The organism is Streptomyces sp. L500 (genome assembly GCF_054551825.1).
The window spans coordinates 44,719-64,744 of record NZ_JBTOLC010000021.1 but is presented as its reverse complement, the minus strand read 5'-3'; the positions used below and the strand labels follow the sequence as shown (position 1 = coordinate 64,744).

At 72.1% G+C, this 20,026-nt stretch carries 21 protein-coding genes; 9 read left to right on the top strand and 12 right to left on the bottom strand.

What is annotated here, in order from left to right:
• Positions 1-73 precede the first annotated feature (73 nt).
• Positions 74-1,267 (bottom strand): MFS transporter, encoded by a 1,194-nt coding sequence (locus ACX9I7_RS20225; protein WP_459388100.1) that lies wholly within the window; start codon positions 1,265-1,267, stop codon positions 74-76.
• A 76-nt stretch (positions 1,268-1,343) separates the two neighbouring features.
• On the opposite strand from ACX9I7_RS20225, the gene ACX9I7_RS20220 reads away from it, so the two are divergent.
• Complete coding sequence (locus tag ACX9I7_RS20220) at positions 1,344-2,063, top strand: FadR/GntR family transcriptional regulator (protein ID WP_459388099.1); 720 nt, start codon at positions 1,344-1,346, stop codon at positions 2,061-2,063.
• Positions 2,056-2,856, top strand: a complete 801-nt coding sequence (locus ACX9I7_RS20215) for a methyltransferase domain-containing protein (RefSeq protein WP_387575567.1) — start codon at positions 2,056-2,058, stop codon at positions 2,854-2,856. The genes ACX9I7_RS20220 and ACX9I7_RS20215 overlap by 8 nt, the downstream gene beginning before the upstream one ends.
• Positions 2,857-2,909: 53 nt before the next feature.
• Here the strand turns inward: ACX9I7_RS20215 and ACX9I7_RS20210 are convergent, their stop codons facing one another.
• From ACX9I7_RS20210 to mshD, 4 genes are all read right to left on the bottom strand, one after another.
• Positions 2,910-3,329 (bottom strand): NUDIX hydrolase, encoded by a 420-nt coding sequence (locus ACX9I7_RS20210; RefSeq protein WP_459388098.1) that lies wholly within the window; start codon positions 3,327-3,329, stop codon positions 2,910-2,912.
• Positions 3,329-4,486 carry a CHAD domain-containing protein gene (locus ACX9I7_RS20205; RefSeq protein ID WP_459388097.1) on the bottom strand — a complete coding sequence of 386 codons (1,158 nt, stop codon included), beginning with the start codon at positions 4,484-4,486 and terminating at the stop codon, positions 3,329-3,331. Before ACX9I7_RS20205 ends, ACX9I7_RS20210 begins: the two co-directional genes overlap by 1 nt.
• Positions 4,428-6,686, bottom strand: a complete 2,259-nt coding sequence (locus tag ACX9I7_RS20200; protein ID WP_459388096.1) for an RNA degradosome polyphosphate kinase — start codon at positions 6,684-6,686, stop codon at positions 4,428-4,430. The genes ACX9I7_RS20205 and ACX9I7_RS20200 overlap by 59 nt, the downstream gene beginning before the upstream one ends.
• A 177-nt stretch (positions 6,687-6,863) precedes the next feature.
• Positions 6,864-7,793, bottom strand: coding sequence for a mycothiol synthase (gene mshD / locus ACX9I7_RS20195; protein WP_459388095.1), 930 nt, complete (start codon positions 7,791-7,793; stop codon positions 6,864-6,866).
• Positions 7,794-8,000: 207 nt separating this feature from the next.
• Here mshD and ACX9I7_RS20190 point away from each other — a divergent pair, with 207 nt between their 5' ends.
• The 3 genes from ACX9I7_RS20190 (at position 8,001) to ACX9I7_RS20180 (ending at position 10,785) form a co-directional block, all read left to right on the top strand.
• Positions 8,001-9,833, top strand: a complete 1,833-nt coding sequence (locus tag ACX9I7_RS20190; RefSeq protein WP_459388094.1) for a bifunctional metallophosphatase/5'-nucleotidase — start codon at positions 8,001-8,003, stop codon at positions 9,831-9,833.
• 156 nt (positions 9,834-9,989) lie between these two features.
• On the top strand, positions 9,990-10,202 hold the full coding sequence (locus ACX9I7_RS20185) for a hypothetical protein (protein WP_459388093.1): 213 nt from the start codon (positions 9,990-9,992) through the stop codon (positions 10,200-10,202).
• Between the two features lie 112 nt (positions 10,203-10,314).
• Positions 10,315-10,785 carry a hypothetical protein gene (locus ACX9I7_RS20180; RefSeq protein WP_459388092.1) on the top strand — a complete coding sequence of 157 codons (471 nt, stop codon included), beginning with the start codon at positions 10,315-10,317 and terminating at the stop codon, positions 10,783-10,785.
• A gap of 232 nt (positions 10,786-11,017) precedes the next feature.
• Here ACX9I7_RS20180 and ACX9I7_RS20175 read toward each other — a convergent pair whose 3' ends face one another.
• Entirely contained in the window at positions 11,018-11,638 is a 621-nt protein-coding gene (locus tag ACX9I7_RS20175) for a L,D-transpeptidase (protein WP_459388091.1), read from the bottom strand.
• A gap of 203 nt (positions 11,639-11,841) precedes the next feature.
• Between ACX9I7_RS20175 and ACX9I7_RS20170 the strand changes: the two genes are divergently transcribed.
• Together ACX9I7_RS20170 and ACX9I7_RS20165 are read left to right on the top strand one after the other, a co-directional pair.
• On the top strand, positions 11,842-12,882 hold the full coding sequence (locus ACX9I7_RS20170) for a hypothetical protein (RefSeq protein WP_459388090.1): 1,041 nt from the start codon (positions 11,842-11,844) through the stop codon (positions 12,880-12,882).
• A 127-nt stretch (positions 12,883-13,009) separates the two neighbouring features.
• Positions 13,010-13,510, top strand: coding sequence for a hypothetical protein (locus tag ACX9I7_RS20165; RefSeq protein WP_387575586.1), 501 nt, complete (start codon positions 13,010-13,012; stop codon positions 13,508-13,510).
• On the opposite strand, the gene ACX9I7_RS20160 is transcribed toward ACX9I7_RS20165, so the two are convergent.
• Genes ACX9I7_RS20160 through ACX9I7_RS20150 form a run of 3 tightly spaced genes read right to left on the bottom strand, consistent with a single transcriptional unit; the run spans position 13,495 to position 14,759 of the window.
• A complete protein-coding gene (locus ACX9I7_RS20160; protein WP_459388089.1) occupies positions 13,495-13,722 on the bottom strand; it encodes a DUF397 domain-containing protein in 228 nt (75 codons plus the stop codon). The two genes, ACX9I7_RS20165 and ACX9I7_RS20160, sit on opposite strands and share 16 nt — an antisense overlap.
• A complete protein-coding gene (locus ACX9I7_RS20155) occupies positions 13,695-13,895 on the bottom strand; it encodes a DUF397 domain-containing protein (protein WP_459388088.1) in 201 nt (66 codons plus the stop codon). The genes ACX9I7_RS20160 and ACX9I7_RS20155 overlap by 28 nt, the downstream gene beginning before the upstream one ends.
• A gap of 12 nt (positions 13,896-13,907) precedes the next feature.
• Positions 13,908-14,759, bottom strand: coding sequence for a helix-turn-helix domain-containing protein (locus ACX9I7_RS20150; RefSeq protein WP_459388087.1), 852 nt, complete (start codon positions 14,757-14,759; stop codon positions 13,908-13,910).
• A 221-nt stretch (positions 14,760-14,980) separates the two neighbouring features.
• Here ACX9I7_RS20150 and ACX9I7_RS20145 point away from each other — a divergent pair, with 221 nt between their 5' ends.
• A complete protein-coding gene (locus tag ACX9I7_RS20145) occupies positions 14,981-15,463 on the top strand; it encodes an ATP-binding protein (RefSeq protein WP_459388086.1) in 483 nt (160 codons plus the stop codon).
• Positions 15,464-15,465: 2 nt separating this feature from the next.
• Here the strand turns inward: ACX9I7_RS20145 and ACX9I7_RS20140 are convergent, their stop codons facing one another.
• Positions 15,466-16,113: a hypothetical protein gene (locus ACX9I7_RS20140; protein ID WP_459388085.1), complete on the bottom strand. Its 648-nt coding sequence runs from the start codon at positions 16,111-16,113 to the stop codon at positions 15,466-15,468.
• A 358-nt stretch (positions 16,114-16,471) separates the two neighbouring features.
• Here ACX9I7_RS20140 and ACX9I7_RS20135 point away from each other — a divergent pair, with 358 nt between their 5' ends.
• Positions 16,472-17,767 (top strand): LmeA family phospholipid-binding protein, encoded by a 1,296-nt coding sequence (locus ACX9I7_RS20135; RefSeq protein ID WP_459388084.1) that lies wholly within the window; start codon positions 16,472-16,474, stop codon positions 17,765-17,767.
• Positions 17,768-17,863: 96 nt separating this feature from the next.
• On the opposite strand, the gene ACX9I7_RS20130 is transcribed toward ACX9I7_RS20135, so the two are convergent.
• Together ACX9I7_RS20130 and ACX9I7_RS20125 are read right to left on the bottom strand one after the other, a co-directional pair.
• The gene (locus tag ACX9I7_RS20130; protein ID WP_387575598.1) at positions 17,864-19,267 is read right to left on the bottom strand and encodes a sensor histidine kinase; all 1,404 of its coding nucleotides are present in this window, start codon (positions 19,265-19,267) and stop codon (positions 17,864-17,866) included.
• On the bottom strand, positions 19,264-20,001 hold the full coding sequence (locus ACX9I7_RS20125) for a response regulator transcription factor (RefSeq protein WP_459388083.1): 738 nt from the start codon (positions 19,999-20,001) through the stop codon (positions 19,264-19,266). The genes ACX9I7_RS20130 and ACX9I7_RS20125 overlap by 4 nt, the downstream gene beginning before the upstream one ends.
• Between the last annotated feature and the right edge of the window lie 25 nt (positions 20,002-20,026).

The window sequence follows — 20,026 nt, the reverse complement described above, 5'->3', positions numbered from 1 at the left end:
ACGGTGCAACACCGGACGGACCGGCTCCCATTTCCCCTTTACCAAACAGTGACGCAAAGCCCTGGTCAAATCGCTACGGCCGGCCTCGCGTGAGGGCGATCCCGACCGCCAGCTGGGCCGCCGCCGTACCCAGCAGCAGGGCCATGGGGGCGGTCCAGCCGCCGGTGGCGGAGTGCAGCAGGCCCACGGCGAGCGGGCCGAGCGCGGCCAGCAGATAGCCGAGGGACTGGGAGAGCGTGGACAGCGCCGTGGTCTGCGCCGGCCCGCTGCCGCTCCGCGCGATCACGGCGAGGACCAGCGGGAACGAGCACAGCCCCAGCCCCACCAGCACCGCCCACACCAAGGGCAGCGCCATGGGCGCCACCAGCAGCCCGGCGAAGCCCATGAGCATCGCCGCCGAGACGCCCGCGAACGCCCCGCGCAGCCCCGCCGGGCCCTTGGCCAGGGCCAGCACCACGAAGGACACCGGTATGCCCACGGCCTGGGCGACCGCCAGCACGACGCCCGCCGCGCCCTCGGACATGCCGTGGCCGGACAGCAGCGAGGGCAGCCAGCCGGTGATCGCGTAGGCGTTGAGCGCCTGGAGGCCGAAGTAGGCGGTGACCAGCGCGCCGAGACGGGTGCGGGCCATGGCCCAGGGCGAGATCCGCTCCGTCGGCGCCGCCGCCGGGGCGGCACCCGGCGTCCGTATGCCCGCCCAGGCGGCCCACACGACCGTCGCCGCCAGCGCGGGCAGCGCCCACACGGCGAGGCCCAGCGACGGCGAGCCCACGGCCCCGGCCACGGGGACGGCCACGGCGGAGGCGAGCGTGGCGCCCAGGGCGAGGGTGGTGGTGTAGAGGCCGGTGAGCAGGCCGACGCGCTCGGGGAAGTGGGTGCGCACGAGCGTCGGCAGCAGGACGTTGCACAGCGCGAGCCCGGACATCCCCAGCACGGTGCCGGCGAGCAGCGCCCACGTGGCCGGTACGGCCCGCACCGCCAGCCCGGCGGTCAGCGCGACGACGGCCGCCAGCACCGTGCGCTCGGCGCCGAGCCGACGGGCCAGGGTGCCCGTACCGGCGCCGGCGGCGGCGAAGCAGAGCGACGGCAGCGTGGGCAGCAGCGCCGCGACGAGGGGCGAGAAGCCGAGGTCGGCGCGGAGGGCGTCCAGGAGGGCGGCGGCGCTGCTCATGCCGAGGCGGAGGTTGAGGGCGATGAGGAGAACGGCGGCGATGGAGGTGAGGAGGCCGGTGCGGGCGCGGGTGGGCGCGGCCAGGGTGGCGGACATGACAGCAAACGTAAGACGTCCGACGTTTGATGTCCAACGTGTGATGTGCTCCGGTCCCAGCCGGTACGGTGGCCGCATGACCGCCGAACCCGCCGACCCCGCCCTCGAACCGGTGCGCCGCCCGGCGCTCTCCGACGAGGTCATCGAACGGATCCGGGCCCGGATCGCCTCCGGCGACTGGCCCGTCGGCAGCCGCATCCCGCCCGAGCCCGAGCTGATGCGCCGGCTCCAGGTCGCGCGCGGCACCGTCCGCGAGGCCGTGCGCGCGCTCGCCCACACCGGGCTGCTGGAGGTGCGGCGCGGCGACGGCACGTACGTCAAGGCCAAGAGCGAGCTGTCCGGCGCGGTGACCCGCCTCTACGGCGGCAGCGACCTCGGCCAGCTCCTGGAGGTGCGCGAGGGGCTGGACGCGCAGGCCGCCCGCCTCGCCGCCGCGCGCGCCGACGACACCGCGCTCGACGCGCTCGCCGACGCGCTGCGGCGGCGCACCGCCGCGTGGGAGGCCGGGGACTTCGAGGCGTGGGTCACCGCCGACTGGGACTTCCACGCCGGTGTCGCCGACGCCTCCGGCAACGCGCTCCTCGCCGAGCTCTACCGCAACCTCGCCGGGCCGCTGCGGACGGCCATGGCCGAGGCGTGGTCCACGTCCGGCTTCCAGGGCGCGGACCCCGTCGGCCACGAGACCCTGCTGGCCGCGCTGCGCGAGCGCGACCCCGCCGAGGCGGGGCGGCAGGCCGCCGCGAACGTCTCCGACACGCGGGCGTGGGACGAGGGCGAGGGCTCCCGGCGTGGCTAGGACCGTCCGCCCCATCGGCTCGGCCACCCGCGGCACCACCAACCCCAACCGGCTCCGCCGCATGGACCGCTGGATCGCCGCCACCCACGCCCCCGCCCTGCGGCGCTCCGCCGACCCCGTCGCCGTCGACCTCGGCTACGGCGCCGCGCCGTGGACGGCCGTCGAGCTGCTCGGACGGCTGCGCACGGTGCGGGCGGACGCGGAGGTCGTGGGCATCGAGATCGACCCGGCGCGGGTCGCGGCGGCCAAGCCGTACGAACGCGACGGGCTGAGCTTCGCCCACGGGGGCTTCGAGGTGCCCCTGCCCGGGGGCACCGGGCGACGGGCGCTGCTGATCCGCGCGGCGAACGTGCTGCGGCAGTACGACGAGGGCGAGGTCGCGGCCGTCTGGGCACGGCTGTGCGGGCGGCTGGCGCCGGACGGGCTGCTCGTCGAGGGCACGTGCGACGAGATCGGGCGCCGGCACGTGTGGGTGGCGCTGGGGCCGGAGGGGCCGCGCACGATCACTTTCGCGGCGCGGCTGGGGTCGTTGGAGACGCCGTCCGATCTGGCGGAACGGCTGCCGAAGGCGCTGATCCACCGGAACGTTCCGGGGGAGGCGGTGCACGCGTTCCTGCGGGACTTCGACCGGGCGTGGGCGGGCTTCGCCCCGTACGGGGCGCTCAGCGCGCGGCAGCGGTGGATGCGGTGCGCGGATGCGTTGCGGGCGGACTGGCCGGTGGTGGACGGGCCGGTCCGTTGGCGGCAGGGCGAGCTGACGCTCCGGTGGGACGCGCTGGCGCCGGGTGGGTGACCCCAGGGGGGTGCGAGGGGGCGGAGCCCCCTCGGAAACGGTGAAAGGGCGGGTCAGGGGCGCAAGCCCAGCGCGCCGCACAGCGCGTCCACGAGCGGCCGGTCCCGCTCGTTGGTGAGACGCGCCCGCGCGGCAGCCGGCGGGAGCCACAACAGCTGGTCCACCTCCCGGTTCGGCTCGAAGAATCCCCCCGTCGCCTCCGCCGTCCAGTAGCGGACCTCCTTGGCGCGGCCCGCCGCCAGATAGTGGGACGTGGGCAGCCGCGCCCCCACCACGCAGTGCATGCCCGTCTCCTCCAGGACCTCCCGGATCGCGCCCAGCAGCGGGTCCTCACCCCGCTTGAGCTTGCCTTTCGGCAGGGACCAGTCGTCATATTTCGGTCGGTGGACGAGCGCCAGCTCGATGCCCCCGGGCGCCCGGCGCCACAGGACGCACCCGGCGGCCCGCACCACGGCGGTCGCGGCCCGGCCCATCAGACCCGCTGCCAGATCCGGCCGAACATGAAGCGCGCCGCCTCCACCTCGTGCCGCTGGTCTGCGTGGAGGACGCCCAGGGCGTACGCCGTCGCCGGGGCGATGCGCGGGGTGCGGGCGGCCGAGGCCGCCGCGGCGGCGGCCTCGGCGGCGTCGCGGTGGCGGTCCAGGGCCTGGCCGGCGCTGAGCAGCCGCACCGACAGGGACGGTTCCGCTTCCGTCTGCCGCTGCTCGTCCAGGACCTCCTGGGCGTAGCGCCGCAGCCGGACCAGCCGGCGCACCTGGTGCCAGGGCGCGTCCTGGCGGGTCTCGGCGGGCGGGGCGTCGACGGTGGGCGTGGCGGCCAGGCCCCAGGTGAGGGCCTCGGCGTTGTACGGGAGGCCGGACACCGACAGGGGCAGCTCGTCGACCGCCTCGGTGAGCCGCCGCTGGATCTGCTCCGCCAGACGGGTCAGGGCCTCGCCGGCGAGCACCTCGTGCGCGGCGGGGGCGAGCGGCACCTCGGAGGCGAGGACGGCGACCGAGTCCGCGACGGCGTGGAAGCGCGCCGAGCCCAGGGCCTGGAGGGCCGCCGAGTGGGCGCGGGTACGGGCCAGGGTCAGCTGGCGGTCCAGCAGGGCCCCGGCGCGCGCGGCGCCCACGGTCGGGGTGCCGTCCGTGCCGGACAGGCGGTGGAGCGCGCCGCGCAGCCGGGCCAGCCGGGCGGTGTGGGCGTGTTCGCGGCCCAGGACGTCCGAGAGCCACACCAGTTCGGTGCGGAGCTGGTCCGTCCAGGTGACGTCCGTGAGCGGCCGGTAGACGTGGAGCGCGCCGGCGACGCGGCGCGCGGAGCGCCGCAGCATCCGGACGGCCTCGCCCGCGTCCTCCGCGTCGGAGCGGCTCTCGCCGTGCAGCCGCAGGCTGCGGAGGAAGTCGGTGGCCTGGGCGTGGAGGTAGCCGGAGAGGACGTCCCCGGCGGTCGCCGCCTCCGGTCCGTGGGGGGCGGGGGCGCCGCCGTGGAGCGCGGCCTGTCCTCCGGAAACGGAACGTTCCGTCGTCGTCACTTCGTACTCCCCGGGCGCGGGCGTCGGCGCCGGCGCGGTGACCGTAACCGGCGGGTCATGAGGTCGGTGAGCCACGCCGGCGCCTCCGGGCGTCGATGAGCATCTCCTGCACATTGCGCAGCGGCCGGCCGTCGGCGTCGGTGGCGTGCCGGGTCCAGTTGCCGTCGGGGCCCAGGTGCCAGGAGGCCGTGCGGTCGGAGACGCCGAGTTCCAGCAGGCGGCTGAGGGAGGCCCGGTGTCCGGGGTCGGTGACCCGGACGAGGGTCTCGATGCGGCGGTCGAGGTTGCGGTGCATCATGTCGGCGCTGCCGAGCCACACTTCGGGCTCGCCGCCGTTCCCGAAGGCGAAGACCCGGGAGTGTTCCAGGAACCGGCCGAGGATGCTGCGGACCCGGATGTGCTCCGAGAGGCCCACCACGCCCGGCCGCAGCGCGCAGATGCCGCGCACCCAGACGTCCACGGGCACCCCGGCGCGGGAGGCGCGGTACAGGGCGTCGATGACGGCCTCGTCCACCATCGAGTTGACCTTGACGCGGATGTACGCGGGCCGTCCGGCGCGGTGGTGGGCGATCTCCTTGTTGATCCGGGAGATCAGTCCGTCGCGCAGGGATCTGGGGGCGACGAGCAGCCGCCGGTAGGTCTCGCGCCGGGAGTAGCCGGAGAGGCGGTTGAAGAGGTCGGAGAGGTCGGCGCCGACCTGCGGGTCGGCGGTGAGCAGGCCGAAGTCCTCGTAGAGCCGGGCCGTCTTGGGATGGTAGTTGCCGGTGCCCACGTGCGCGTAGCGGCGCAGGGTGTCGCCTTCCTGACGGACCACCAGCGACAGCTTGCAGTGGGTCTTCAGCCCGACGAGCCCGTAGACGACGTGGCAGCCGGCCTCCTCCAGTTTCCGGGCCCACTTGATGTTGGCCTGTTCGTCGAAGCGGGCCTTGATCTCGACGAGGACGAGGACCTGTTTGCCGGACTCGGCCGCGTCTATGAGCGCGTCGACGATCGGCGAGTCGCCGGAGGTCCGGTAGAGGGTCTGCTTGATGGCCAGGACGTCCGGGTCGGCGGCGGCCTGCTCCAGGAACGCCTGGACGGAGGTGGAGAACGAGTCGTAGGGGTGGTGCAGCAGGACGTCGCGCTCCCGCAGCGCCGCGAAGATGTCGGGCGCGGAGGCGGACTCCACCTCGGCGAGGTCGCGGTGGGTGCCCGCGACGAACTTGGGGTACTTGTGCTCGGGCCGGTCCAGGGAGCCGATGGCGAAGAGCGCGGTGAGGTCGAGCGGGCCGGGCAGCGGATAGACCTCGGCGTCGCTGATCTTCAACTCGCGGACGAGCAGGTCGAGGACGTACGGGTCGATGGTCTCCTCGACCTCCAGCCGCACGGGCGGGCCGAAGCGGCGCCGCATGAGCTCCTTCTCCAGGGCCTGGAGAAGGTTCTCCGCGTCGTCCTCCTCGACCTCCAGGTCCTCGTTGCGCGTCACCCGGAACATGTGGTGCGCGAGCACGTCCATGCCGGGGAAGAGCTCCTCCAGGTGGGCCGCGATGACGTCCTCCAGGGGGACGTACCGCTGCGGGGAGACCTCCAGGAAGCGCGGCAGCAGCGGGGGGACCTTCACGCGTGCGAAGTGGTCATGGCCGCTCACGGGATTGCGGACGACCACGGCGAGGTTGAGCGAGAGCCCCGAGATGTACGGGAAGGGGTGCGCGGGGTCGACGGCGAGCGGGGTGAGCACGGGGAAGATCTGCTGCCGGAAGAGGGTGAAGAGCCTGCCCTGCTCCTTCTCGGTCAGCTCGTTCCAGCGGATCAGGTGGATGCCCTGCTCGGCCAGCTCGGGGGCGACGTCCTGCTGGTAGCAGGCGGCGTGCCGGGCCATGAGCTCCCGGGAGCGGGTCCAGATCAGCTCCAGGACCTCGCGCGGCTGGAGCCCGGAGGCGGAGCGGGTGGCGACGCCGGTGGCGATGCGGCGCTTGAGGCCGGCGACGCGGACCATGAAGAACTCGTCGAGATTACCGGCGAAGATCGCCAGGAAATTGGCGCGTTCCAGCAGGGGCGTGGCCGGATCCTCCGCCAGTTCCAGCACCCGTTCGTTGAAGGCGAGCCAGCTGCGCTCCCGGTCCAGGAAGCGGCCGTCGGGCAGCGGCTCGGCGTCCACGTGGCCGTCGCCCTCGTCGAGCTCGTCGAGATCCTTGATCTCGTACGCGTCGAGACCGGGCCCGAGCCGGGGCACGCCCGCGACCACGGCGGCCTTCGGACGGTGGGCGGCGATGAAACCCACCGATTCGGGGGACTCGGCGTTGTCATGTGCCTGTGCGCCGGACGACTGGCTCATGTCTTCATTGTTCCGCGCCGGGGGCCGCCCGGGCGCGCCGGAGGGCGACGCGGGGGCGGCGCGGAGCCGTCGTTCGGGGGCGCTGGGCGCGGCGGGCTGCATTCGCCAAGGCTCGCAACCGAGGTTTAATCACGGGTAACGTGCACATGGCGTGAAGGTGTGCCGTGAAGGTGCGGCTCAGCTCTCGGTGCGGTACATCAGGTCCGTCTCGTGGGTGAGGAAGCCCAGCCGCTCGTAGACCCGTACGGCCGGGATGTTGTCGGCGTCCACGTAGAGCATCGCGGTCGGCAGCCCCTTGGCCGCCAGGTGCCGCAGGCCGATCGTGGTGAGCGCCTTGCCGAGGCCGCCGCCCTGGGTGCCGGGGCGGACACCCAGCACGTAGACCTCGCCGAGCTCCTCGGCGGCGTGGACCTTCGTCCAGTGGAAGCCGACGAGCTCCCCGCCGCGCTCGGCGAGGAAGAAGCCCTCGGGGTCGAACCAGTCCGCCGCCTTGCGGTCGTCGAGGTCGCGCTGGGTGAGCGAGCCCTGCTCGGGGTGATGGGCGAACGCCTCGGCGTTCACCGCGAGCCACGCCGCGTCGTCCTCGCCGGGCCGGAAGGCCCGTACGGTCACGCCCTCGGGCAGCACGGGGTCGGGAAGGTCGAGGCCGGCCAGCGGCCGGCGCATCTGCCGCAGCTCGCGGAAGAGGCTCAGCCCGAGCACCTGCGCGAGGTGCCGGGCGGCCGGGTGGCCGCCGTGCGCCCAGACCCGCAGCCGCTTGCCGGACTCGTGCAGCAGGGCGCTGCCGAGCGCCCGCCCGTGGCCGCGCCCCCGGGCGTCGGGGTGGACCACGAGCTCGCCCGCAGGGGCCTCCACGGGGTCGCTGTCCTCCAGCTGCCCGTAACCGATGAGTTTCCTGTCCACGTCGCGCAGCAGGACGTGCCGTACGCCCTCGCGCCGCCCCTTGAGCTGAAGGCGCCCCTGCTCGGAGACGGCCGGCTGCCCGTCCGCGGCGGCGGCCTCGCCGATCAGCCGCAGCACGTCGTCCACCACGTCGGGTGCCAGCTCCCCCAGCACCTCGATCCGGCGCTGCCCGCTCACGTCCACGTCATTCACCACGTCGCTCATGGGGCGAGCCTACGACGCTCCGGTTCAGTGGCGGCTGTTGAGGAAGCCGATGACGCACCGAAGCGCTACCGATTCGTCACCTCGCGCCACCTGCCGTACTACGCGCGTTGACCGTAGGCTGCCGCAGACCGCATGTGACGCGATCTTCATGCGCGCCCCATGCCCGCTTCACGCACGCCTTCTCGTCAATTGCACAAAGGGGAACAAATGCACGCGACGCCGCCACGGAAGCGCCTCGCAAGACGGCTGACCGCGACGGCGGCCGTCCTGGCCGCCACCGCCGGTGTCCTCTCCACCGCCGCCCCCGCCGGAGCGGCGTCCGCGTCGTACGGCCACGGTCACGGGCACGGCAACGCCCACGGCCGGACCGTGGACGTCCAGCTGCTGTCCTTCAACGACCTCCACGGCAACCTCGAGCCCCCGCAGGGCTCCTCCGGCACGGTGACGGAGAACCAGGCTGACGGGACGAAGAAGGTCATACCCGCGGGCGGCGTGGAGTACCTGGCCAACTCGCTGCGCACGGCGCGCAAGGGCCACGACTACTCGATCACCGCCGCCGCGGGCGACATGATCGGCGCCAGCCCGCTGATGTCCGGCCTCTTCCACGACGAGCCCACCATCGAGGCGCTCAACAAGCTCAAGCTCGACGTCACCTCCGTGGGCAACCACGAGTTCGACGAGGGCCGCGCCGAGCTGACGCGCATGCAGAAGGGCGGCTGCCACCCGAAGGACGGCTGCTTCGAGAAGGGCAAGAAGTTCCAGGGCGCCGACTTCCCCTACCTCGCCGCGAACGTCGTCGACGAGAAGACCGGCAAGCCCATCCTCAAGCCGTACACGGTCTGGCAGCGCAAGGGCGTGAAGGTCGGCTTCATCGGCGTCACGACCAAGCACACGCCGGACGTCGTCACGGCCGAGGGCGTCAAGGGCCTGAAGTTCCTCGACGAGGTCGAGACGATCGACAAGTACGCCAAGGAACTCGACCGCCAGGGCGTGAAGTCGATCGTCGCGCTGATCCACGAGGGCGGCATGCCCGCCAACGGCTCGTACAACTTCGACTGCGACACCCCCGGCGCGGGCGCGGGCATCTCCGGCCCGATCGTCGACATCGCCAAGAAGGTCACGCCGAAGGTCGACGCCCTCGTCACCGGCCACACCCACCAGTCCTACGCCTGCACGATCCCCGACCCGTCCGGCGCCCCGCGCACGGTCACCTCGGCGGCCTCCTTCGGCCGGCTGTACACGGACACGACGCTGACGTACGACCGCCGGACCAAGGACATCGTCCGGACGACCGTCAAGAGCCCGCGCACCGGCAACCACGTGGTCAACCGCGACCAGCCCAAGGCCGCGGACATGACCGCGCTCATCGACCGCTGGAAGACCCTGGCGGCCCCGATCGCCAACAAGCCCGTCGGCTACATCTCCGCCGACATCAACGGCCGCGGCTCGGAGGCCCTGGAACAGCCCCTCGGCGACGTCATCACCGACTCCCAGGTGGAGGCCCTGGCCCCGGCCGGCAAGGGCGGCGCGCAGATCGCCTTCATGAACCCCGGCGGCATCCGCTCCGACCTGGCCTACAAGGCGTCGGGCGGCGAGGGCGACGGCGTCGTGACGTACGGCGAGGCGTTCACGGTCCAGCCGTTCACCAACATGATGCAGACCAAGGACCTCACCGGCGCCCAGGTGCTCGCGGTCCTGCGCCAGCAGGTCAGCGGCGCCAACGAGGAGCAGCCGAAGATCCTCCAGGTGAGCAGCGCGCTGACCTACACGCTGGACCTGACGAAGAAGGGCGCGGACCGGATCGTCGCGTCGTCGGTGAAGGTGGGCGGCGCCCCGCTGGACGCGGCGAAGACCTACCGCGTCGCCGCGAACGAGTTCCTGATGGGCGGCGGCGACGGCTTCCCCGCCTTCAAGGACGGCACGAACAAGCTCGTCGGCCCCTCCGACCTGGACGTCTTCGTCGCCTACCTGACGGCCCACTCGTCGAAGGCGTCGCCGCTGGCGCCGCCGAAGGCGGACCGCATCACGATCGTGAAGTAACGCGTGAAGTAACCCGTCCCGCACGGCACTTGCCCGTACGCCCCCGCGCCCCTTGGCGCGGGGGCGTACGCCGTGTCGGGGCAGGCGCACGGGGGTAGATCGCCTCGGACGATCCGTCCGCCTGCCCGCCTGCCCGCCTCACGACGAGGAGACTCCATGAAGCGCACCCTCCACCGCGTCCTCACGACGGCCGCCGCCACGGTCCTGCTGGGCCTGGGCGGCGCGGCCCTGGCGACCCCGGCCCACGCGGACGTGGACGCCAACGTCCTGGGCGGTACGGTCAGGGTCCTGGCGGACGGCGTGCTGGCGGCGGACCTCTTCGGCAACCCGGCCCTCATGCTCCCCAACCCCCTCGAAGGCGTGGTCTGACCCTCCGGTAGGCCATGGCCGGATCGGACGGTCCGGCCTTGCGGGGGCCACGGGGCAGGCCCATGATCACGTCTCGTATCGAGTCGATCACTCACAGGACTGGAGACGAGACGTGTCATCCCGTATCGCGTTCCGCGCCCTCACCGCGATCGTGGCGACGGCTGCCTTGAGCGTGCCTTTCGCGCAGGGGGCGTCGGCGGCGACCCCGTCGGCGCGCCCCGCGGCGGCCTCCGCCTCGGAGGAGAACCCCTTCCGCTGGATGGACCTGGACGGCCTGCGCGCCGAGTACCGGTTCATGTGCCCGGCGGGGCACTGCGTCGGGTACTGGTCGCTGGTCCTGACGGACGAGGTCGCGAAGCGCCCGTACAGGGGCGGCGAGTTCTTCGTCTACGCCCCGGCGACGGGCGAGTTCGGCTTCTTCCTGGACACGGACATCGCGACGCGCACGGTGCGGCACGCTAGCCAAGTCCGCCTCGTGGACAGCGACTTCACCCGTTCGCACCCGCGCTTCGAGGTGCGCTACGGGGATCCGGCCCAGCCGAAGAAGGCACGGGTCGTGGCGACGGCCACCATCTGGATGTAGCCGCCGCCGGTACGGCTCCGGCGGTGCCGTCCGCCGGAGCCCTGTCGGCTATCCGGGCAAGGGACGGCCGCCGTTCACCAGTTCCAGCCCTCGCCGCGGCCCTTGCAGGGGTCGCACACGCCGTCACCGCCGCACGCGTCGCACTTGGGCCTGGAGAAGAAGCCGTCCAATTCACCGGTCCCGTCACACTTACGGCACTCGCCGCTACCCTCGCACGACTTGCACCGGGGCATCAGCCGACCACCTTCAGGGTCCTCGGCCATCCGTTCTTCTCGAACCACTTGTACATCCCCTTGATGTCGTCCGGGCTGAGCTTGACGCAGCCGTTGGAGTTGTAGTCCTTCACGCCGTCCCAGCGCTGGTGCTCATCCCGGCCCCGACCGCCGTCGCGGGTCATCTCGCTGTGGATGAACAGGCCGTCGCGCGGGGTCTTCCCGTCCTTGCAGACCGTGCCACTGAGGCTGATCGCATAGCCCTTGATCAGCTTGCCGTTGTAGCGCCTCTCGTATCCGCCGATCCGGTAGCTTCCATTGGGCAGCCAGCCCCGCTCGACCGCGCACTCGTCCGTGGCCCTCTCGCCCCAGCCGGAGCCGGCCCGGTAGCTCTTGACCGGGGATCCGTCACGCATCACGTAGAGCCGGGAGTCCCTGTGGTCCGCGTGGTTCTTCACGAACTTCAGGGAGAGGAGGCCGATGCCGGAATGCTTGCCCATATGGGTGCCCTTGGCTCCCTCGTGCGGGTCCTTGCCGTCGGCGTGCGCCACGGAGGCCGGCCCGGCGAAAAGGGTCAGCGAGGTGGCCGCCAACGCGGCCGCGGCGATGCGTGCCAGGCGCGCCTTGTTGTTCTTCCGCATGTGTCTGTCGCTCCTTGGGCGAGTCGGATGTCGATGGGTTCCGCGATCCGTGTGAGGACCGCGGAATCAGCTTCAAGGGCTTCCGCCATGCCCACCAGGGCTTCGGCCGGGCGCTCCGTCCCGCCCATATCCCGCTCCCGTCCCGCTCGTTCTTCAGGGCGTCCACCTGCAAAAACGTTTGGTTTTGGGATGACGGAGGGACCGTGACGGGAGAACGGGACGCCACCGGCGACGCGGCGGCCGGACCTCGCACCGCGCCGGAGGCGGCGAGGGCGGAGCTCGCCCGGAAGCTGCACGCTCGCTGGAGCGCCACAGGGCTGGCGTTGGACCGGGTCGAGGACAAGCTCAGGAAGGCCCTGCACGGCCAGAAGGTCAAAGGGGTCAGCAAGTCCGCGCTGCAGCGTTATATGGCAGCGGACCACACGTCCGTCCCCGACAAGGCCCTGCTCACCGCGTTAGCGCAGATCTTCGAAGTCCCGGACCGGGAACTCGAGGAGTGGTACGAGCTCCAGAGACAGGCGCTGATCACCCAGCGGCAGCGGCGATACCGGCGGCCGACGGCGCCGACCGCCGTCCCGGCGCCCCGCGTCCCCGAGGAGCCCGGGGAATCCGTGCCGCCCGTGCCGCCGGAGCGGCTCGGGCGGCGATGGCGACGGCTGCCCGCGCCCAAGGCCCTCCTGGCCGGCGGCGCCGTGGCAGCCGTCATCGCGGTCGCGGCCGCCGCCCTCGGCCCGTGGGAACGGGCCGAGGCGCCCGCGGAGACCGCCACCGGAGCCACCCGCCCGGCACCGTCGGCCCTCGCCGGACCCGCCGCCCCGGAACGGCCCGATCTGGAACGCGGAACACTGGGCGAGGACAGCCGGTGCAGCGCGCCTTTCCCAGGACCGGGCACCGTCACTTGGCGCGTGTGCGCACGCGTCGAAGCGGAGCGGATCACCTTCGCCCTGAAGATCACGAACCAGGGCTCCGGCGACGCGCGGATCAGGGCCCGCCTCCAGTACGTACAGGACAGGGTGTTCCACCCCTGCACCGGAGCCCCGGAAACCCGCGCCATGCTCATTCCGGCAGGCAAATCCCTCCTCACGGACCCCGCGGAATGCGGGGTGGCGCGGGCGAAGGTGCCCCTCGGCTACCAAGGAGTGGGCTGGGTGCTGGCCGAGCACGCCGCGTCGGGCTCGTACAAGCTCTCCCCGACGGCCCACGTCTATCCCGACCGCACCATCTGGCAGCCCGATCTCGTCTGAACGGGCGACCTGGATGTAGCCAGCACGTTTATCCCGTGTCGATCCACCATCGATCGCCACCTGTTTCGCTGCCGTCCGGCGTGGTGCACACGCGCCCCGCCGGATGACGAGTGAAACAGGAGACACCATGCGCAAGCTGCCCCTCATGGTGGCCGGACTGGCCACCCTCGCACCCCTCATGCTCGCCGGACAGGCACCCGCCTACGCCGACGGCAACCGGGACGGCATCGACGCGTGCGCGCAGGAGGCGAAGCTGGCCGGGTTCGCCAAGGACAGGTCCTCCGAGGGCCGCAACGACGACGCGATCCACGCCGTGGCGATAGCCATGGCCGAGTCCGGCTGCCGCCACGACGCCCGGCATCAGAACAACCCCAACGACCCCGACCCCGGGTCGTGGGACCTCGGCGCGTGGCAGATCAACGAGCGCTGGCACCCCGACGTGCACGGGCGCGACGCGAACGTCGTGACGGACGAGAACTGGAAGGACATGGGCTGGTCCGCCCGCAAGGCCTACGAGATCGACAAGGACCCCTCGGGCCGCGGCTGGGCCGCGTGGGCGGCGTGGAACCTGGGCACGTACCGCCAGTACCTCGACCAGGCCCGCGACGCGGTCTACCGCAACTGGTGACGGTGCCGGTGGGTGCGGACGGCCGCCAGCAGCGCGCGCAGTGACGCGGGAGCGACGACCAGGACGGTGTCCGGGTCGTCGCTCTCGCGTAAGCGGACGGTGCCGTCTCCGACGGCCGCTATGTTCAGGCAGTTAGCGCCTTCATGGCTGTATGAGGCCTTCTGCCAGGCGATCGCGGCGGCCGTCATCGGCACCCGCTGGCCGCCAGCCACCTCGCCTTGATCGCATGCAGAAGTCCGCGCAGGCTTCCGGAGGCCATTGCGATGACCACGCCCGGGGCGTCGCTCTCGCGTAAGCGGACAGTGCCGTCTTCGACAGCCGCTATGTTCAGGCAGTTCGAGGCGTCTCCGCTGTAGGAAGACTTTTGCCAGTGGTACGTGGACACGCTTCGTACCCTTCAGATGGTGCGTGCGAGGCCATGGATGAAATCCCGTGACTCAGACGGATTGAGCGCCGTTGCTTCCATGACGTCAAGGATTGCGCGGTATTTCGCCAGTTGAGCTTCGGCGTCGAGGAATTGACAGCCATGCGCAACGTCTAGCTGCACTGTATCGAGCTCCGGCACAGCCCCATAGACGTAGTCCGAAGACGTACCGGCTCCCGTGAAAGCCCCGACGGTGAAGGGGATCACGCGGATGGTGACGTTCTCCAGCTCGCTCATCTCGGCGAGATGGCGAAGCTGAGCGCGGACGGTCTCCGTGCCCCCGAACCTCATCCGCAGCGCCGCCTCGTGAATGACGGCGGAATAGCGAACCGGGTTGTCGCGATGAAGGATCCCTTGTCGCCTCATCCTATGAGACAGCCGGTGTTCCACCTCATATGCCCGCATGGGAGGTACCGCCGCCTGGATCACCGCTCGCGCATGGTCGATGGTCTGCAGCAGCCCCGGGATGTGGATCACCAGCGCCACGCGCAGGCCGTGGGCGTGGTGTTCCAGCTCGGCCAAGTCCGCCAGGCCTGCCGGGAGATGCTCGCGGTACTCGTCCCACCAACCGCGCGTGCGCCCGCCCGTCATGTCGGCCAGCGCGTCGACGAGCTTGTCGTCACCACACGAGTAGGCGCGGGCCATCGCCCGCACGCGGTCGGCGCTCACCGCGTGGCGGCCGGCCTCGATCATGCTCATGCGCGCCTGCTGGAAGCCGAAGCGCGCCGCGGCGGCTGTTGACGAAAGGCCCGCACGCTCGCGGAGCTTACGCAGCTCGGCACCCAGGCGTCGTTGCCTGAGTGTGGGTGGATGGCTCGGTGGCATGGCGCCCACTGTAGGGCCGACGCCAGGGGCACCCTGTCACCCACACGAGGGGGATTTCGTAGCCCTACGAACGAACCGGTGTTAGCCCTACGGGCGCAGGCCCTACCGTCTCATCAAGCCACTCATGACGCGGCCCGCCGCGAACGCGGAAGCGCACCGCCCTGCCCAAGGGGCGGCATTGACACCGCGCGGCAGCGAAAACCTCCCCGTAAGGAGCCACCGTGGCAACCGTATCGCCGGAGAACCGCTGGTCCTACTCGCTCACCCTCCCCCACGACCCGCGATCCGCACGGATCGCCCGGCTCACGCTGCGCGGTGCGGTGGAGAGTCACGGCATGGGCGAACTCGCGGACGTCACCGAGCTGGTGACGAGCGAGCTGGTCACGAACGCCTACCTCTACTCCGACGGTCCGACCGACGTACGGATCAAGTACGTGGCGGACGACCGGGTCCGGATCAGCGTCTGGGACCGGAATCCGGAGGTCCCGGCGCCGTTCGAGCGCCCCGTCGTCCAGGGCAAGGGGCGGATCCCGGAGATCGACCCGGAGGCGCCCCGGGGCCGGGGGCTACGGATCGTGCGGCTCTGCGCGGACAACTGGGGCAGTTGGTCGGCCGGCGCGTCGTACCTGGGGTTCCAGGGGAAACTCCTGTGGTGCGAGGTGAGCCCCGCATCCGTGCCGTTCGCCGTCACGGCGACGGCATAGCGTCACTCAGCCGAAATGACGCTGCGGCACGTCCCGAAGGCATCGCCGCTCTTCACCGATCCCTCCCCGAACGCCGTGTTCAGCGCTGCCGCGAACTGCGGGGTGACGCTCAGCGCGATGGTGAAGGGGATGGTGACCTTGGGCGTCGGCATCAGCTCCAGTTGCGGTGGCAACGAGCCCGACGGGACGTAGGTGAAAGCCGGGGTGCGCGAGCCGGCCGGGTCGGCGGGGGTTCTGACGACGAACGTCAGCACGCCCTGGAGGAGGTTCTCCGCACTGCTGGGAATCTCGGGCTCCGACACCTCGATCACATTCCCCGCACGGTCCCGCAGCGAGAATCCGCCCTTCGCGGCGTTGGTGACCGTGATCGCGCGTGTCAGAGCGGCCGGATCGGCGGCCAGCGATGGCAGGTCCCCCTCCCCCGCGATCTCGATCCTCGCCGTGCCGTCCGTGGTGGCGAAGGACCCCGCGGCGGCGCCCGGTGTCAGCGGGGCGAAGACGACGCCCGGCTTCCGCCAGGAGACAGCGCACTCACCCGTCGTGCCCTCGGACGTGAGGGAGATGGGGTCGGGCACGAAGGCCGCCCATCCCGTGACCGCGGCGCCGGTGAGCGCGGCGGCCGCCAGGGCGACCACAGCCTTCCGGTTCACGGGGCGACGCCTCCTCCGACTCGGGCTCGGACCACGCTCGCATCCTCGCCCCAGCGGGAATCCCCCGCATCCGGCAGCCGCCGTTGGGATGACCGCTGTCCGAGTCATCCGGTGTCGCACATGTCGCGTGATCGTCGCGACTCCCCCGAGCGCGTGCCATGGGGCTCACGCTAGAGGGCTTTGTCAGCCACCGGGAAAAACCCCGGCACAACGGCCGGAAACCGCCCCGATTCCTGCGCGTATTCATGCTAAGACTCGCGTTCGAAAATCCCGCCAAGAATGCGCCAGTACCGGCGGTAGCCCTTGCGATCACCGACCTCGGCCATGGTGGGATGTGGCGATGCGAACCCCCACACGCATGCCCCTCCGTCCCCCCAACCCCTACGAGGAACTGGCGCAACTCGCCGGTCCGGAGCCGCCATACGACGAACCCGACGAGCCGCCCCTCATACCCCCCATACCCGCCGATCCGATTGCCGCTCCTTCCGCCGGCCTTTCCGCCAGTCCCGGTGACAACCGGCCGTCGGTGCCGCCCGGCCATCGCCGCGCCGGGCGCCGTGGGAGCCGGCGCGGCCGCGCGAAGCGCCGCGCCCGTCGGCGGACCCGGCAGCGGTGGACGCCCAGCCCCCTCCGTCTCCTCCGCCGCATCGTCAAGCTCCTCCTCTTCGTCACCGCCGGCGCCGCCCTCCTCTTCCTCGCCGACCGCTGCGCCGCGATGTACGCGGAGAAGAAGGCCCAGCAGCAGCTCCAGCACGCGCTGCGGCTGACGGCCGAACCGCAGGTCGACATCAAGGGGTTCCCGTTCCTCACCCAGGTGGCCGCCAAGCGCCTCGACCGCGTCGACGTCACCGTCCCCCACGTCGCCGCCGACCGCGTGACGCTGGCGCGAGTACGGGCCAGCGCCCGCGACATCCGGCTCACCGGCAGCCTGCCCACCGCCATTCGGGGCGCCGTCATCGGCGACCTCAGCGGCGAGGTCCTACTGGCCTTCGCCGACATGGACCGGGAACTCGGCGCCTCGCAGGTCAGATTCCGCGACCTCGGTGGCGATTCGATCGGCGCCCTGGGCCGGCTGAACGTCGCCGGGCAGGAGCTGGTCGTCCGGGCCCAGGCGCATCTGCGCCGGGACGGCGGGCACGCGATCACCACCGAGATCGACGGGATGAGCCTCGACCTCCCCCACGTCGCCACCTACCGCCCCGGAGGCCAGGGCCCGGACGACCACAGAAGCCTCGTCCTGCACCGCGAGGCCGCCGAACGGATCGCCAAGGACGCCGCCCGGGTGAAGGCCCTGTTCTCCGTCCCGGCGGTCGCCGAACGACTCGGCGTGCCGGAGGAGGCGGTGGAGGCCGCGCTGGGCAGCGAGGAGCGGCTGCGGGAGGTGGCCGGAACGCCCCGGTTCGTCGACGGGCTCACCCGGCTCAATCTCGTCGATGTGCTCGTCGACCACCCGTGGCTGCTGGAGAAACTGGGCATCGACCCCGGGCTGCTCACCGCGCTCACGCGGCTCCAGCCGCCGGAGCTGGCGGATCGGTTCTCGTTCTCGTTCCGGATGCCTCCGGAGGCGGAGCGGTTGCGGTTGCGGGCCCTTTCCGTTGGGGCGGATGGGATTCGGGCCGAGTTGTCGGCGACAGGTCTTGCCGTGGGCAAATAGTGCCGGCCGGTGGGGGCTGGTCGCGCCCGCGCGGCGGCAGCCGCAAATCGACACTGCCCCGCGCCCCTTACGGGGCACCCCCTTCGGGGCGCCCCCCTACAGCGCGTGCGGGGGTTCCGTCGCCGCGCCCGGTAGGCGGACGCTCGCCACCGTGCCGCCGTCCTCGGCCGGGCGGAGGGTCACCTCGCCGCCCGCCTGCCGGACCGTCCGGGCGACGATCGACAGGCCCAGGCCGCTGCCCGGCATGCCGCGTGCCGACGGGGAGCGCCAGAACCGGTCGAAGACGTGCGGGAGTTCCTCGGCCGGAATGCCGGGTCCGTGGTCGCGAACGGTCAGTTCGCCCTTCACCAGACGGACCTCGATCACACCACCCGCAGGGCTGAACTTCACCGCGTTGTCGAGGAGGTTGACGACCGCCCGCTCCAGCGCGGCCGGCTCGGCGCGGACGAACCACGGGTCGAGCTCGGCGTCGACGGTGAGCCCGGCGCCGCCGGCCCGCAGCCGGGCCCGCTCGACGGCTCGTCCGGCGGCCTCGTGGAGGGCGACCACCTGGAGCGGGCCGCTGTTCTCCGGGCCGTCCGGGCGGGACAGCTCCTGGAGGTCGCCGATGAGCTCCGCCAGCTCCGTCATCTGCGCCTTGACGCTCGCGAGCAGCGCCTTCCGGTCCTCCGGGGGGATCGCCCGGCCGGTCTCCTCGCTCCGCGCGAGCAGGTCGATGTTGGTGCGCAGCGAGGTCAGCGGCGTCCGCAGCTCGTGCCCGGCGTCGGCGATGAGCTGCTGCTGCCGGTCCCGGGAGGAGGCGAGCGCCTCGGTCATGGAGTTGAACGAGCGCGACAGGCGGGCGATCTCGTCCTCGCCCTCGACGGGGATGCGCACGGCGAGGTCGTCCGTGCGGGCGATGTGCTCGACGGCGTCCGTGAGCCGGTCCACGGGGCGCAGCGCGGCCCGGGCGATCCACAGTCCGGCCGTCGCGGCCAGGACCACGCCCACACCGGCCGTGAACACCAGCACGAGCGCGAGGGAGTTGAGGGGCTTGTCGGTCTCGCTCAGCGGCTGGGCGATGGAGACGGCCGTGTTCGGCAGCTGTTCGCTGCGGTACGTCGAGACGCGCATCTCGCTGCCGTCGGTGGCGACGCTGTCGTGGAGCGCCTCCTCCAGCCGGCCGTCGGCGACGGCGAGGTCGGCGGCGGTGATCCTGATGGGGGACTTGCCGGGCAGCGTGCAGACCAGCCCACTGGCCGTGACGACCTGCACGGTGTACGAGCCGGGGGCCGGGGGCAGGCCGGGCGGGTTGGCGCCGCAGCCGCGCACCAGGGCCTGTACCGAGCGCTCGTCGAGGCGCTTGCTGGTCAGGGTGGTGTCGCGCTCGCTGCCGAGCTGCTCCTTGGTGACGAACCAGCAGGCCCACGCCGCCAGCGCCACCGTCACCGCGCAGGCGGCGGCCGTCAGCAGGGCCAGCCGGGAGCGCAGCGGGAGCCGGCGGAATCTGGTCGCGATCATTCCGTGCCGCCGTCGGCCCGCAGGACGTACCCGACCCCGCGGACGGTGTGGACGAGCCTGGGTTCTCCCCCGGCCTCGGTCTTGCGGCGCAGGTACATCACGTACACGTCGAGGGAGTTGGACGACGGCTCGAATTCAAACCCCCAGACGGACTTGAGGATCTGCTCGCGGGTGAGCACCTGACGGGGGTGGGTCAGGAACAGCTCCAGCAGGGTGAACTCGGTCCGGGTCAGCTCCACGCGCCGTGCGCCCCGGGTCACCTCGCGCGTGGCGAGGTCCATGCGCAGATCGTCGAAGGACAGCGTCTGCGCGTCGGTGTCGGCGGGCGCGGCGGAGACCGCGTAGGAGCTGCGGCGCAGGAGCGCGCGGATGCGGGCCAGCAGTTCGTCCAGTTCGAAGGGCTTGACGAGGTAGTCGTCGGCGCCGGCGTCGAGGCCGGTGACGCGGTCGCCGACCGTGTCGCGGGCGGTCAGCATCAGGATGGGGACGGTCACTCCGGAGGCACGCATCCGGCGGGCGGCCGTCAGGCCGTCCATCCGGGGCATCAGCACGTCGAGCACGATCAGGTCGGGGCGCCGGTCGGCGACCTTCTCGACCGCGTCCAGCCCGTCGACGGCCAGCTCGGTCGTGTAGCCCTCGAAGGCGAGGCTGCGGCGCAGTGCCTCGCGCACGGCGGGCTCGTCGTCCACGATCAGGATGCGGGCGGGCGTCTCGCCGTGCTCGGCGGGGCTCATCGGCGGTACCTCACGGTTCTCACTG